This window comes from Nonomuraea sp. NPDC049784 (assembly GCF_040659615.1).
Classification (GTDB): domain Bacteria; phylum Actinomycetota; class Actinomycetes; order Streptosporangiales; family Streptosporangiaceae; genus Nonomuraea.
Genome location: NZ_JBFAMX010000057.1, coordinates 1 through 13,397, shown reverse-complemented (window position 1 = coordinate 13,397; position 13,397 = coordinate 1). Strand labels below are relative to the sequence as shown.

The window sequence follows — 13,397 nt, the reverse complement described above, 5'->3', positions numbered from 1 at the left end:
GACTCGAACCCCTAACCTTCTGATCCGTAGCCAGTTCAAGATCGTCCACAGGCGTCCACCGTCGCCACAAGTGCCTGCTCTGTGGCCCGTCCCGGCTTGCTCGGTCTCCAGAGGCGTACACCGGCGTCCAGGGACGTTGTTAGCGACGGCGTTAGCAAGATCGCCGGGTAGGCGACCATCCCAGGGTGACATGCCGGTGTTGTCGCTCGGTGATAAACCCGCTCGCTGAGTCGGCAGGTAGTAACCCGCACGTTGGCAGCGTGTTCCATGGAACCCGCAGGAGTCATCCTCGGACCGGGCGGTGGCCGCCCTGTCCGTCTTCCCAGGCTAATGATCGGTGGGAGCCCGCCCAAAAGCCCCCACCTGTTCTGTCAGCACTCGCGCGACGCGCTTACCACTGGCCGCCCGCCTGCTGGCGGGTTGGCGCGTTGAGGCGGTTGAAGGCGTTGGTGATGGCGATGTTGAGTATCAGTGCGGCGAGCTCCTTCTGGTCGAAGTGTTTGGCGGCCATGTCCCATACCTCGTCGGGCACCGGGTTGGGCTGGTCGGCGAGCCGGGTGATGGCCTCGGTCAGGGCCAGCGCGGCGCGTTCCTCATCGCTGAACCAGGGCGTCTCACGCCATGCGACGACGGCGTGGGCCTGTTCGTCGGTGGCGCCGTGGTGGCGGAGCTGCTGGGCGCCCCCGGCCACGCAGGGGCTGCAGCCGTTGATCTGGCTGGCTCGCAGGTGGCTCAGCGCCAGCAGCTTCGCGTCCACTCCGGCGCCCAGGATGGCCTTGTTGACGGCCATCAGCGCCTGCATCGCCTCGGGGATCAGGGTCGCCGGGTTCGGCATGCGTACGGTCGGCATTGCTTTCTCCTTCGTCGTCGTGTTCTGACGGGAGTCATCTGACCACCGGCGCGTCGGGACCCGCTCCGTCCGTGGGACAGCGTGGGACACCCGGAATACGGCCTAGCTGCGGAAATGAGACTCTGTTCCGTGGCCGCGCACTGGGACGGGGTACCGTGTGCGGGTGTCGAGCGGACCTGAGCCCCTGATTGCCCAGCTGACCCGGATCAAGGAGTTGAGCGGGCTCAGCGTGCGCGCCCTCGCCCGCCAGGCGGGCCTTAGCAGCTCCTCACTGTCGCGGTATCTGACCGGCCAGCTGGTGCCGCCCTGGGAAGCTGTCGTGGCGCTGTGCCGGGTCGTGGCCCGCGATCCCCGTCCGCTGCGCGCGTTGTGGGCTGAGGCGTCCAAGGCTGGAGCGGCACCCAGCCCACGCCGGAATGACCTTCCGGCCGACCTCACCGACTTCACCGGACGCGAGACGGAGTCGGCGCTGGTCGAGGAGCTGTTGCGTACCGCGGGCGTGGTCGCGATCGACGGCATGGCGGGCGTCGGGAAGACCAGCCTCGCCGTGCACGTGGCGCACCGGCTCGCGCCGTCCTTTCCTGACGGTGGGCTCTATCTCGACCTGCACGGCTTCACTCCGGGCCAGGAACCGTTGGAGCCGTCGGCCGCACTCGGTCGGCTACTGGGCGCCCTGGGGGTCACGCATCCTCCGGCCGATACGGTCGAACGCGCGGCGCTCTGGCGGTCGGAACTGTCCCGGCGCCGAGCGCTCGTCGTGCTCGACAACGCGGTCGACGCGGAGCACGTGCGTCCGCTCCTTCCTGGCGCGGGTAAGTCCGCGGTGCTGGTCACCTGTCGCCATCGGCTGGTGAGCCTGGACGGGGTGCCGCCGGTGTCCCTGGAGGCGCTCCCCCCTGCGGACGCGGAGTCGCTGTTCGGCCGGGCGGCCGGGGTAGACCTGACCGAAGGGGAGGCGGTCGCCCAGGTGCTGCGGCAGTGCGGTGGCCTTCCGCTGGCGCTGCGGATGGCGGGCGCGAGGCTACGGCACCGTCCAGGTTGGACAGTGGCGGTGCTGGCCGAGCGGCTGCGCGACAACGCCAGTCGCTTCGACTCCGTGTTCGGCATGTCGCTACAGCAGCTCGACGCGGTCCAGCGCCGCATGTTCCGGTTGCTGGGCGTGCTGCCCGGCGCCGACTTTGACGCACCAGCGGCGGGCGCGCTTGCCGACATGACGCCGGACCGCGTCAATGCGGTACTGGAAGAGCTGGTGGACGCGCATCTGGTCCAGGAGCCCTTGCCTGGACGGTACCGGCTGCACGACCTGCTCCGGCAGTACGCGGCAGACATCGCCGCTGATGAGGAGCCGCAGGCGGATGCCGCCGTGCACCGTGTCTTGAACCACTATCTGGAGCAGGCGACCGCCTACGCTCGGACGCTGCCCCTGCAGCACCGCAAGGAGACTGTGCCGGTCGATCCGGCGAAGGCCATGGCCTGGTTCGACACCGAGTACGCCAACCTGATCGCCTGCTTCGACACCGCTGTTCGGCTCGGCGCGGACGATGTGGTGGCTGAGCTGCCGCAGGCCATGCGAGTCTGGTTCTTCCGGCATCGTGGAACCGACGACCAGGTACGCCTGCTCGAAGCGGCCGCAGCCGCCGCGGAACGTCTCGGGCGCGACCAGCAGCGTGCCTCACTGCTCGTGGATCTCGGTTTCGCCCGCGCTGCCGCGGGACGTCTCGCCGAGGCACTCGCCGCCTACGAACTAGCCGCACAGTCCGATTCGGACGATGACGAGCTAGCAGGTGCGCTGGCGTTGCGCACCGGCTTCGTCCGCCGGGATCTCGGCGACTTCGAAGCGGCAAAGGCTCAATTCCGGCTGGCGCGCATGCTCTTCGAGAAGACCGGGCAGCGCTCTGGACAGTCCCAGGCGCTGGCCTTCGACGGATGGGTGACCCTCCACCTCGGGCGGCACAGCGAAGCCGCCGAACTCGCCCGCGCATCACTCGCTCTGGCCGATGGGCCTGCCCAGATAACTGGGCTGGTCACGCTCGGTGTCGCACTGGCATCAGACAACCCAGCAGAGTCGCTACAAGCGCTACATGAGGCGTTGCAGCTCGCCGAGGTTCAGCACAACAAGGCATGGTGTCACAACTATCTCGGTGTCGCGCTGCGCATCATGGGTTCACTCGACGAGGCACTCGAACACCATCGACACGCCTTCGAGCTGCTGGAACCGCTGGCCGAGGCACAGCTGGAGATCGACTTCCTGCCCACGTACGCCGAGACGTGCCGCGCGGCGGGCCGTTACGACGAGGCGCTGGCGTTGCATGAGCGCACCGTCGAACTGGCGCGCAAGCTCGGGCGTCCGCACGACGAGAAGCTCGCGCGTGAGGCGTATCAAGTCACCGTAGGTAGCGTCCCAGCCCGCGACCATGGAACGGATTCCCGTTTCCGCAGCTAGGCGGCGTTCCCGGTGTCCCGCCGTGTCCCACGGACGGTGCGAGCCTTGACGCGTCAATGGTCGGATAAGTCCTGTCAGAACGCACCGACGAACGGGAAACGATCCTCAGCATGAGGATCACCCACACGGAAGGAAATCCGCCATGAGCGCCACCATGCAGTCCGCCAAGACCACCACCGAGGCCGACGAGAAGTACGAGGGCTTCACCGATGAGGAGCGGGCCGCGATGAAGGAGCGCTCCCGGGAGCTGAAGGCAACCGCCCGCCGCCGCTCACGCTCGGCCAAGGCGGACGGGGAGAGCGAGGTGCTCGCGAAGCTCGCCGAGATGTCGGAGCTGGACCGCTCCACCGGCGAGCGGCTCCACGCCATCGTCAAGGTCAACGCGCCGTCGCTGTCGCCGAAGCTGTGGTACGGAATGCCCGCCTACGCCAGGGACGGCAAGATCGTCTGCTTCTTCCAGCCCGCGCAGAAGTTCAAGACGAGGTACTCGACGTTCGGCTTCAACGACGCGGCGCACCTCGACGACGGCACCATGTGGCCGACTGCCTTCGCCCTGACGACGTTGACCGCCGAGGACGAGGCACGGATCGGCGAGCTCGTGAAGAGGGCGGCGGGCTGAGGAGCCGGTGCAGGTTGTCGAAACGTCGGTCCGTGGAGCGCTGACCTGGGGTTTCACGCTCACGCCATGCGGACGGCTCGGCGAGTTGTACGCCCGGCGCCGAACCAACTCCGCCAGGGCTGGGTGACGTCATCGCTCATGGACCGAACCGCCCCAAAACGTCGACGAGTCGCTCTCGTCGAGCCTGGTCGAGAAGGCCAAGCGTCCCCGACGTGAGGTCACCGAGCAGCTCTCCATCAGGGGCTCGGGCATCCTTCGTCGGAGGTGAACGCATCGAGGGGACTACCAAGAGCGGCAGGAAGCGCATCCTCAGCATCGACCACGGCACGATCCACATCCTGTGCAACCAGGGAGCGTGGTCGCGTGGATATGGCGGAGATCGCCCTGGCCGGCGTGCCCGTCCACGTTGTCGCGGCCCGCCTCGGCCACGCCGATCCCTCGATCACCCTGCGCGTCTACGCTCACGTGATCCGTGCGGCGGAAGCGTCGGCGGCGGACGTCTTAGCCCAGGCGATTGGTGAGCAGTGGGAGCCACCCGGGAGCCATGCTGTTAGCAAAGGTGTTAGCAAGATCCCGAGATTGTCCTGACAAACACGGAGGCCCGCTCCAGGATTTCCCTGGTGGCGGGCCTTTCAACTGTGCGCGGCCGATGGCCCGGCCCGGCCTCCAGGTCAGGTGGCCTACTGTTTCGCGAGCCGGTCGCGCTGGCGATGGCCATATGCCGCCTTGCGCACGGTTCCGTCGTCCTCGAGCCCGGAGCCGAAGGCGCCGCCCACCATTGCGCCGGAGGTGAGGAACCAGGCCAGCGTCAGGTAGTCGGTGACGCTCGGCCGGTGGTTCAGCCTCCCCGCAAGGGGGCCGGGGACCAGCACGAGCGCGCCGACCCCAGTGAGCACGACGAACAGCACCGCGTACAGGCAGAGCACGCCCAGCGTGATGGTGATCAGGGTTACGGTGTTGTAGAGGCGGGCACGGGCCTTGGGGAGCCAGCCGCCGGGACGCTCCCACAACTCGTGGTCGACGATGATCCACGCTGCGAGGGCGAGGACGGACAGCACCATGATCAGCGTTTGCCGCCAGGCGTCCAGCGCGTTGGAGAGCTGCCAGGCGGTGTCGTTGATCACGCCGAATGCGGCGGTGGCGAACACGCCCGCCAGCGCCCGCGACAACGAGGTGAACAGCCGCCACGGGCGGTTGGCCCGCACCATGCCGGCGAGCAGGCGCATCCGCCCACGCAGGCCCGGCATGACGTAGCGATCGGGGGCGATCCGGCCGGGCTCGGCATCCCGGGTTACTCTGCGGCCGATCACGGGGACCTCACCAGCGACGCGGTCACGGCTGGTGGGCGGGTGGAGGAGCAGGCCGATGACATCCACCACGGCTTCCAAGGTCCGGCCGGCCAGCTGAAAACCGCCGAGGGCGGGCAACGACAGCAGGGCGACGCGGTCGTCGGAGCTGACCTCTGCGCTCACGGCGTCCAGGCCCAGACGGCGGGGGAGGTCGGTGAGGAAAATCCCGATGTCCCAGCCGGACTCGGGCAGCTGTGGGCGGACGGCGGTGAGCATGGCAGATATGTCGACCTGTTCCTCCGCCGCCAGGGGAGCGGTGTACGTCCTCACCTCCCAGTCCAAGCCGGGGCCGAGCCGCTGCCGCAACCGGCCGGGCAGGTCGCGCGCCACCCTCATGGCCAGCTCGGTGGGCAGGTCAGGGTCGGCGACCAGGGTGACGCGCATGTCCAGGGCGTACCCGCGAGGGCTCTCGCCCATCCTGGATCACCAGGGGCCGGCGGTCACTTGCTCAGACCGGTGACGAGGTTGATGGCCACGGCCAGGATGCCGGTGCTGAAGAAGTAGGACAGCAGGGCGTGCACGAGGGCGACCTTGCGGATGTGTGTATTGACCACATCGTTGTCGGTGACGCCGAAGGTCATCCCGATCGTGAACGCGAGGTAGGCGAAGTCGCTGTACGCGGGCGGGTTCTTCTGTCTGAAGTCGATGCCGCCATCCTCGTCCACGTAGTAGAGCCGGGCGTACTTGAAGGCGAACACCGTGTTCACCAGGCCCCACGACTGGACGACCGTCCCTACGCTCAGGATGACCAGAGCCGTCGTCCAAGGGGTGTGGCTGGCGGTGCGGACCAGGGCGAGCGCGACTGCGCCAAGGCTGGCTACCGCGCCGATCAGCACGCCGGTGTCGGTGGACCGAGTGTCGCCCTCTTCCTCGGCCAGCCGCTTGGTGTCCCGGTGGTCCTTGGGCCAGCTGATCAGCCACACCCAGGCCAGGCCCACCGTCGCGGCCACACCCCAGCCGAGCAGCGGGGCCAACTCGGGCGCCCCCAGCAGCCAGGCTGCGACGGCCACGACGACCCCGGCTCCCAGGGACGTCAGCACGCGCCGTACCGACATGACGCGCTCTCCGGCGCGCCCCCTGGACGCGAACCTCACCGCTCCAGCATCCCAACGAACGCCCGCATCCACGGCACCACGACCGGTGTGTCGCCGAACACCCGTGACAGGCCGGTGATCAGACCCGTGATCAGGGCAGCATCGAGGCCAGGTCCTTCGGCAGGCCGGCCTTCACGTCCTCCCACTCACCGTCGGTAATGTGCCTCTTGAGTGCTTGCAAAACCTTCTTGACCAGGTCCTCCTCGCTCTCCTGGAGGTCGAAGGCCAGTTCGCCGCAGACGCGGTGGAGGAACTCCTCGCGATCGGCCTTGACCGGCACGGTGCTCGGCCGCCAGCCGTCGTAGTAGACCCCGCGGATCAGCAGCGGCAACTGGGCAGCGAGGTGGGCGCTCTCGTCCACGGTCAGCCGGTCGCGCAGGGCGTGCAGCACGGCGCGCAGGGCGGCGTAGGACTGGTTGCGGTGCTCGGGAGTCCAGCCGTGCGCCTCCTCGATCTCTCGCAGCACGCGGTTCGTTTTGTCGACCGTACGGTTGAACGGCGCATAACCGGTCTCCGCCATCTCCTTCACCCCTTCCTTGCATCCTCGGGCAGGCCTCGGCTCAAGGTTCGGCGCGGCGGACGGGAGGTCACATCCCCCAGCCGGGTAGTGGTCCCCGGCGGGTGTGAAAGATCTTGGCGGGCTTGGGATTCACCGTTCCCTGTCGTGGCAGGCGGCCCATGGGGGGACAGCATGCGGGGACGCGATCGGGAGTGGCGTCACGTCGATGGCCTGCTGCGGGTGTTGCGGCGAGGTGCGGGCGGGACGCTGCTGGTGGACGGAGAACCCGGATCGGGGAAGAGCCGGCTGCTGGCCGAAGCCGTCGCCGAGGCGTCCGAATGCGGCATCGGGGTTGTACGCGGCAGGGTGGAGGAGCTGGGCGAGGTCGCCCCGTGCGGCATGTTGCTGGAGGCCCTCGATCTGCGCTCTGAGCCGGAAGCGGGCGACGCCGCCGCCCGTTTCGGTCCGCCAGCCCTGGAGCGGCTGCGGGCAGGGTTCGAGCAGCTGGCCACGTCACCGGTGCTGGCCGCGCTCGACGACCTGCAACGGGCGGACCCGGTGACGCTGAGGACGTTGCACAGCCTGCACGACCGGCTGGCCAACTGGCCCATCGGCTGGATGATGAGCCGCTCGACAGTGCCGGACGGGGGCCAGGCCGTGTCGCTGTTCGACATCCTGGAGCGGGAGGGGGCCGACAGGGTGACGCTCGCGCCGCTGTCACCGGACGCGGTCGCGGCGCTGACGCAGGACACGCTCGGGCGGTCGCCGGACCCGGCGACGCGGGCGCTGGTGGCGGCCGCCGGAGGCAATCCGCTGCTGATCACCGAGCTGTTCGCGGGGCTGCGCGAGGAAGGGCTGCTGGGGGACGCGGCGCGGGCCCGCGTGCCCGACCGGCTGCGGATGGTGGTGCGGCGCTGGATCGACACGCTGAGCGCGGAGGCCAGGAGCCTGATGGAGACGATCGCAGTGCTGGGCCGTTCGTTGTCGCTGGAGCACGCCGCGTCGCTGCTGGACACCACGCCCGCCGCGCTGCTCCCGGTGACGGAGGAGGCCACGGCCGCGGGCATCCTCCTCGTGACCGAGCACGGCCTGACCTTCCGTCACGAACTCGTCGGGGACGTCGTCGCCGCGGGCATCCCCTCATCGGTGCGGCAGACCCTGCTCGACCAGTCCGGCGTTCTCATGGGCTCTGAGCGGCCAGGGTCGGCTGGCCTGCTCACCGGCCCGGCCTCCTCCGACATAGACGCGGCGGTCGCCAGTGGCCGGCTGGACGAGGCCGAGCAGATGGTGCGTGGCCGCCTCGCCGAGCACGGCTCCGTGTACGGGGTGGCCGAACTGCGCTGCCTGCTCGCGGACACCATGTACCTGACGGGCCGGGGTGAGGAGGCGATCCGCGAGGCCGAGACGGTGCTGGCGGTGCCGGGCCTCCCCCGCCACGTACGCGAGCGGGCGACCCTCGTGCATCTGTACGCCACGGTGCGCCTGCGGGAGGACGTCGGCTCGCGGTCGTTCGCGCAGGAGGTCATCGACGGAACGGATCGATACGGTCCCGCAGCCAGGACCGCCGCGCTGGTCGCCCTGGCCACCGCCGAGCGGCACGCGGGCAGGCTCACGGGCGCGCTGGCCCTGGCGGAGAGCGCCGGACGGCTGGCCGCCGCCGACGCGCCCGAGGACCGCCGCTACGAGGCCTGCCTGGCCACCGTCGCCGTGCTCGTCGACATCCACCGGCTGGACGAGGCACGGACAATGCTCCGCCAGGCACGCAAGGACATGTTCGGCCACGGTCATCTGGCCTGGGCGGCGGACGCCTCGGCGCTGGAGGCCCGCCTGGAGCTGCTCGCGGGCCGTTTCGATGACGCGGTCACCCAGGCGAATAGGGCTCTGGACCTGGCCGGTGCGCTCATCACGCCGCTGTCGGCTGCGGCGGCCCGCGCCGTGCTCGCCGCAGTCGCGCTGCGGCGCGGCGACCTGCAGGGGGTGGCGCATCACGTCGCGGAACAGCCCGGGGGCACGGCCGAGGCTCGCTTCCGGCACGCCTTGCTGTCCGCGCAGCTCGCGGAGGCACGAGACGGGCCGCGCATCGCTATGCCCCTGCTCGCAGAGCTGCCCCGCCCGCTGCTGCTCAGCATGGAGCCCGCCGCCGGCCCCTGGATGGTCCGGGTCGCCCTGGCCGCCGGCGACCGGGCGGCGGCCGAGCACGTGGTGGCCGCCGCCGAGGCCCTCGGCCGGGCCAACCATGAGTTTCCCACGCTTGCCGCCGCCGCGGCGCATGCCAGGGGCCTGCTCGACGGGGATCGCGACGCGCTGGCCCTGGCCGCCGGGCGGACCGAGGACGTGTGGGCGCGGGCCTCCGCCGAGGAGGATCTCGGCATGCTGCTCTCCACCGCCGGGCAGCGCGTGGCGGCGGCCGAGAGCCTGGACCGCGCCTTGGGCCTGTATCACGACATCGGCGCCCTGCGGGACTCCGCGCGCATCCGCCAGAGACTGCGCGGAATGGGGGTACGCCACCGCCACTGGAGCTACGCCGAACGCCCGGTCTCCGGCTGGGACAGCCTGACCGAGACCGAGCACGCCATCTCGTTGCTTGCGGCGGACGGATGGACCAACCCGCAGATAGCCGAACAGATGTTCATCAGTGTGCACACGGTCGCGTTCCACCTGAGGCACGTCTTCCGCAAGCTGAGCATCAGGTCCCGGGTCGAGCTCGCGCGGCTCGCGGCGGAGCAGTCGAGGGACGCCTCGCCCTGCGGCGGCCGCGGCGCACGGGTCGCACGGAGTCGCGGCGATGACTACTCAGCTGGGGGATGTGCCCGCGAGACGCCTGGGCCAGGTTCGGAAATGTAGGTCGTTACATTTTTCGGCCTATTCAGGAACCCATCCAGGAGGTCCAGATGGCACTGCTCACAGTACGTCGCAGGGGCGGCGAGATGTTCCCCGCCCGCGAGATCGAAGACGCCTACGACAGGCTGGGACAGCTCATGAATGCGGCTCTGGGCGAGGCTCTGGGCGCTCTTCCCGGCGATGGCGGCATGGGGGCTTGGGTGCCCATGGCGGACGTGTCGGAGACTGAAGACTCCTACGTCGTGGAGATCGATGTCCCCGGAGCGCGCAAGGACCAGATCGACGTCCAACTGTCCGAGCGCGAGCTGATCGTCACCGGGCAGATCGAGGAGCAGGAGCGTCAGCGCCGGCACCGCAAGATGCGCAGGACCGGCCAGTTCGAGCTGCGCACGACGCTCCCGGGAGACGTCGACGCCGACCGCGTGGAGGCTCACCTGTCCGACGGTGTGCTGACCATCACCGTGCCCAAGGCGGAGGCCGCCAAGCCCAAGCACATCGAGGTTTCCGCCTGAGGCGGGGAGAGGAGGAGTCGTGCCCGTCGCGTCGTCAGGCCCCGCCACCACCAACCGGGAACCGATTGGGAGCTACCGCAGCTACGAGGAGGCGCAGAAAGTCGTCGACTACCTGGCCGACCATGGATTCCCCGTGCAGGGGACGTTGATCGTCGGCGCCGGGCTGCGCTCGGTGGAGCGGGTTCTCGCGCGGATGACCCTTGTGCGCGCGGCCGGATGGGGCGCGGCCGCCGGAGCCTGGTTCGGGCTGCTCGTCGGTCTGTTCCTGGCGATTTTCTCGATCACGGCCGCGGCAGCGTTGCCTCTGGTGCTCTGGGGGCTGGTGTGGGGCGCGGTGGCGGGAGCGATCTTCGGGCTGGTCTCGCACGCCCTCCAGGGCGGCCGGCGGGACTTCGTCTCCGAGAGCACCCTCGTGGCCGACAAGTACGAGGTTCTCGTCGATTCGGAACACGAGGTCAGGGCCCATGAGCTGCTCCGGGCGATGAGTGGATAGCAGTACGAGGGAGCGAGTAATGGCGAAAGCAGTCGGCATCGATCTCGGCACCACGAACTCGGTGATCGCCGCCACGGTGGACGGCCATCCCACGGTGTTGCCCAACGCGGAGGGCTCGCGGACGACGCCGTCCGTGGTGGCCTTCACCGATCAGGGCGAACGGCTGGTAGGCCAGATGGCCCGCCGCCAGGCCATACTGAACCCGAAGGGAACGATCTATTCCTCGAAACGATTCATCGGCCGCCGCTTCGACGAGGTCAAGAGCGAGATCCACGCGGTCTCCTTCGACGTGGTCGAGGGACCCCAGGGAGCCGTGCGCTTCCAGGTCGGCGGCAAGCAGTACGCGCCGGAGGAGGTCTCCGGCCTCGTCCTGCGGAAGCTGGCCGCCGATGCGGCGAAATACCTCGGTGAGAAGGTGACCGAGGCGGTCATCACCGTTCCGGCGTACTTCAATGACGCCCAGCGCCAGGCGACCAAGGACGCGGGGCGGATCGCGGGGCTCGAGGTCCTGCGGATCATCAACGAGCCGACGGCGGCGGCGCTCGCGTACGGGCTGGACAAGAAGACGAACGAGACCGTGCTGGTGTTCGACCTGGGCGGCGGCACCTTCGACGTCAGCATCCTGGATATCGGCGAAGGCGTGGTTGAGGTCCGCGCCACCTCCGGCGATGGCCACCTCGGCGGCGACGACTTCGACCGCAGGATCGTCGACCACCTGGCCGACGAGTTCCAGCGGGACCAGGGCATCGACCTGCGCAACGACCCGCAGGCCCTGCAGCGACTCTTCGAGGCGGCCGAGAAGGCCAAGGTGGAGCTCTCGGAGGTCACCCAGACCACGATCAGCCTGCCGTTCATCACGGCGGACGCCTCGGGGCCGAAGCACCTCAACACCACGCTCATGCGCTCCACGTTCGAGCAGATCACCGCCGACTTGGTCGAGCGTTGCATCGCCCCCGTCAAGCAGGCGATGGAGGACGCGAAGCTCAGGCCCGTGGACGTCGACGAAGTGATCCTCGTCGGCGGGGCGACCCGGATGCCCGCCGTGCAGAATCTCGTGCGCCGGCTCACCGAGGGCAAGGAGCCCAACATGACGGTGAACCCGGACGAGGTCGTCGCGATCGGCGCGGCTGTCCAGGCGGGGATCATCAAGGGCGAGGTGCAGGACGTCGTCCTGCTCGACGTCACGCCTCTGTCGCTGGGCGTCGAGACGCTCGGCGGGCTCATGACCAAGGTGATCGAGCACAACACGACCATCCCCGCGCGCCGTACCGAGGTCTTCAGCACGGCCGAGGACAACCAGAACGCCGTCGACATCGTCGTCCTGCAGGGCGAGCGTGAGCGCGCCGCCGACAATCGGGTGCTCGGGCGCTTCCGGCTGGAGAACATCCGGCCCGCGCCGCGGGGGGTGCCGCAGATCGAGGTCACCTTCGACATCGACGCCAACGGCATACTCAACGTCTCGGCACGGGACAAGGACACCGGCACCGAGCAGCGGATCACCATCAGCGAGAGCTCCAACCTGGACAAGTCGGAGATCGAGCGGATGGTCGCCGATGCCGAGCGGCACCGTGCGGAGGACGCCAGACTCCGCGAGACCATAGACGCGCGCAACGAGCTGGACTCGGTCGCGTACCAGGTGGAGCGCCGGCTGGAGGAGCTGGGCGACGCGGTTCCCGTGCACGAGAAGGCGAGGGCCGGGCAGCTCGTGGAGGAGGCCCGGCAGGCGATCAAGGAAGAGGCGCCGATCGACCGGCTGCGCACACTCAGCGGCGAGCTGCAGCAGGTCTATCACAGCCTCGGAGCCGCCGCGGGCGGCGGGCCCAGCGTGCCGCCGCAGGGCAGGACGGAAGGTGTCCCTGGCGGTGAGGAGGACGTGATCGACGCCGAGTTCACGACGTCGGAGCCCGAGTGACATGAACGAGCACACACCCCAGGCCCAGGCCGGCGCGCAGGGTGAGGAAGCCATCTCGCCCGCGGAGACCGACGCGAAGCTCGCGGAGCTGGAGGACCGCTGGCTGCGTGCCGTCGCCGACCTGGACAACCTGCGCAAGCGCATCTCCCGCGACGCCGAGCGGATCAGGGCGGAGGAACGGGCGAGGGTGGCGGCCGAGTGGCTGCCCATCCTGGACAACCTGGAGCTCGCGCTGAGCCACGCAGGCGACGGCGGCGCGGACGCGGTACTCGACGGGATACGGGCCGTGCGTGACCAGGCTGTCGCCCTCCTGGCCAAGCTCGGCTACCCCCGCCATGACGAGGTGGACGTACCCTTCGATCCCGCCCGCCACGAGGCGGTAGCCACCGTCGAGCGGGCCGATGCCGACCCGGGCACTGTGGTGGAGGTGCTCCGTCCCGGCTACGGCGACGCCGAGCGGCAGCTCAGGCCGGCGATCGTGGCCGTCGCGAAGAAGGTGGAGTGATGGCCCCACGGCGCGACTACTACGAGGTGCTCGGCGTGGGCAGGAACGCCGACGCCGACGAGATCCAGCGGGCCTACCGCAAGCTCGTGCGCGCCTATCACCCTGATGTCAACAAGGATCCCGGCGCCGAGGACAAGTTCAAGGAGATCTCGGAGGCGTACTCCGTGCTCTCCGATCCCGAGACGCGCCGCCGCTACGACGCGTTCGGGCACGATTTCCGCCAGGTGCCGCCCGATGTGGACCCCGCCGAGTGGGCCCGCGCCCGTGCGGGCGCCGGCGC

General features: G+C 69.5%; 13 protein-coding genes. 9 read left to right on the top strand and 4 right to left on the bottom strand.

Translation table 11 applies throughout. From position 1 onward, the window contains the following. Positions 1 to 391: 391 nt before the first annotated feature. Positions 392 to 850, bottom strand: coding sequence for a carboxymuconolactone decarboxylase family protein (locus tag AB0J09_RS15405; RefSeq protein WP_360690291.1), 459 nt, complete (start codon positions 848 to 850; stop codon positions 392 to 394). Between the two features lie 163 nt (positions 851 to 1,013). On the opposite strand from AB0J09_RS15405, the gene AB0J09_RS15400 reads away from it, so the two are divergent. The 3 genes from AB0J09_RS15400 (at position 1,014) to AB0J09_RS15390 (ending at position 4,500) form a co-directional block, all read left to right on the top strand. Next, positions 1,014 to 3,293: a helix-turn-helix domain-containing protein gene (locus tag AB0J09_RS15400; RefSeq protein ID WP_360690289.1), complete on the top strand. Its 2,280-nt coding sequence runs from the start codon at positions 1,014 to 1,016 to the stop codon at positions 3,291 to 3,293. 142 nt (positions 3,294 to 3,435) lie between these two features. Next, a complete protein-coding gene (locus AB0J09_RS15395) occupies positions 3,436 to 3,912 on the top strand; it encodes a DUF1801 domain-containing protein (protein ID WP_360690287.1) in 477 nt (158 codons plus the stop codon). A 363-nt stretch (positions 3,913 to 4,275) separates the two neighbouring features. Continuing rightward, positions 4,276 to 4,500, top strand: coding sequence for a hypothetical protein (locus tag AB0J09_RS15390; protein WP_360690285.1), 225 nt, complete (start codon positions 4,276 to 4,278; stop codon positions 4,498 to 4,500). A gap of 92 nt (positions 4,501 to 4,592) precedes the next feature. On the opposite strand, the gene AB0J09_RS15385 is transcribed toward AB0J09_RS15390, so the two are convergent. From AB0J09_RS15385 to AB0J09_RS15375, 3 genes are all read right to left on the bottom strand, one after another. Then, positions 4,593 to 5,678 (bottom strand): hypothetical protein, encoded by a 1,086-nt coding sequence (locus AB0J09_RS15385; RefSeq protein ID WP_360690283.1) that lies wholly within the window; start codon positions 5,676 to 5,678, stop codon positions 4,593 to 4,595. 23 nt (positions 5,679 to 5,701) lie between these two features. Then, entirely contained in the window at positions 5,702 to 6,355 is a 654-nt protein-coding gene (locus AB0J09_RS15380; RefSeq protein WP_360690281.1) for a DUF1345 domain-containing protein, read from the bottom strand. Between the two features lie 91 nt (positions 6,356 to 6,446). Beyond that, the gene (locus tag AB0J09_RS15375) at positions 6,447 to 6,875 is read right to left on the bottom strand and encodes a DUF2267 domain-containing protein (protein ID WP_360690279.1); all 429 of its coding nucleotides are present in this window, start codon (positions 6,873 to 6,875) and stop codon (positions 6,447 to 6,449) included. Between the two features lie 171 nt (positions 6,876 to 7,046). Between AB0J09_RS15375 and AB0J09_RS15370 the strand changes: the two genes are divergently transcribed. The 6 genes from AB0J09_RS15370 to AB0J09_RS15345 all read left to right on the top strand — a co-directional run. Continuing rightward, the gene (locus AB0J09_RS15370; protein WP_360690277.1) at positions 7,047 to 9,698 is read left to right on the top strand and encodes an AAA family ATPase; all 2,652 of its coding nucleotides are present in this window, start codon (positions 7,047 to 7,049) and stop codon (positions 9,696 to 9,698) included. A 47-nt stretch (positions 9,699 to 9,745) separates the two neighbouring features. Further along, positions 9,746 to 10,207, top strand: coding sequence for an Hsp20/alpha crystallin family protein (locus tag AB0J09_RS15365; RefSeq protein ID WP_360690275.1), 462 nt, complete (start codon positions 9,746 to 9,748; stop codon positions 10,205 to 10,207). Between the two features lie 19 nt (positions 10,208 to 10,226). Next, entirely contained in the window at positions 10,227 to 10,700 is a 474-nt protein-coding gene (locus tag AB0J09_RS15360; protein ID WP_360690273.1) for a general stress protein, read from the top strand. A gap of 19 nt (positions 10,701 to 10,719) precedes the next feature. Beyond that, positions 10,720 to 12,612: a molecular chaperone DnaK gene (dnaK, locus tag AB0J09_RS15355; protein ID WP_360690271.1), complete on the top strand. Its 1,893-nt coding sequence runs from the start codon at positions 10,720 to 10,722 to the stop codon at positions 12,610 to 12,612. Between the two features lies 1 nt (position 12,613). Then, complete coding sequence (locus AB0J09_RS15350; protein ID WP_350740525.1) at positions 12,614 to 13,117, top strand: nucleotide exchange factor GrpE; 504 nt, start codon at positions 12,614 to 12,616, stop codon at positions 13,115 to 13,117. After that, on the top strand, positions 13,117 to 13,397 hold a 281-nt coding region (locus AB0J09_RS15345), incomplete at its 3' end, for a DnaJ domain-containing protein (protein ID WP_360690269.1). The genes AB0J09_RS15350 and AB0J09_RS15345, both read left to right, overlap by 1 nt.

Coding starts and splice junctions, on each gene's coding strand:
- AB0J09_RS15395 (WP_360690287.1), top strand. CDS start 3,436: ATGAGCGCCACCATGCAGTCCGCCAAGACCACCACCGAGGCCGACGAG.
- dnaK (WP_360690271.1), top strand. CDS start 10,720: ATGGCGAAAGCAGTCGGCATCGATCTCGGCACCACGAACTCGGTGATC.
- AB0J09_RS15385 (WP_360690283.1), bottom strand. CDS start 5,678: ATGGGCGAGAGCCCTCGCGGGTACGCCCTGGACATGCGCGTCACCCTG.
- AB0J09_RS15365 (WP_360690275.1), top strand. CDS start 9,746: ATGGCACTGCTCACAGTACGTCGCAGGGGCGGCGAGATGTTCCCCGCC.
- AB0J09_RS15375 (WP_360690279.1), bottom strand. CDS start 6,875: ATGGCGGAGACCGGTTATGCGCCGTTCAACCGTACGGTCGACAAAACG.
- AB0J09_RS15405 (WP_360690291.1), bottom strand. CDS start 850: ATGCCGACCGTACGCATGCCGAACCCGGCGACCCTGATCCCCGAGGCG.
- AB0J09_RS15350 (WP_350740525.1), top strand. CDS start 12,614: ATGAACGAGCACACACCCCAGGCCCAGGCCGGCGCGCAGGGTGAGGAA.
- AB0J09_RS15370 (WP_360690277.1), top strand. CDS start 7,047: ATGCGGGGACGCGATCGGGAGTGGCGTCACGTCGATGGCCTGCTGCGG.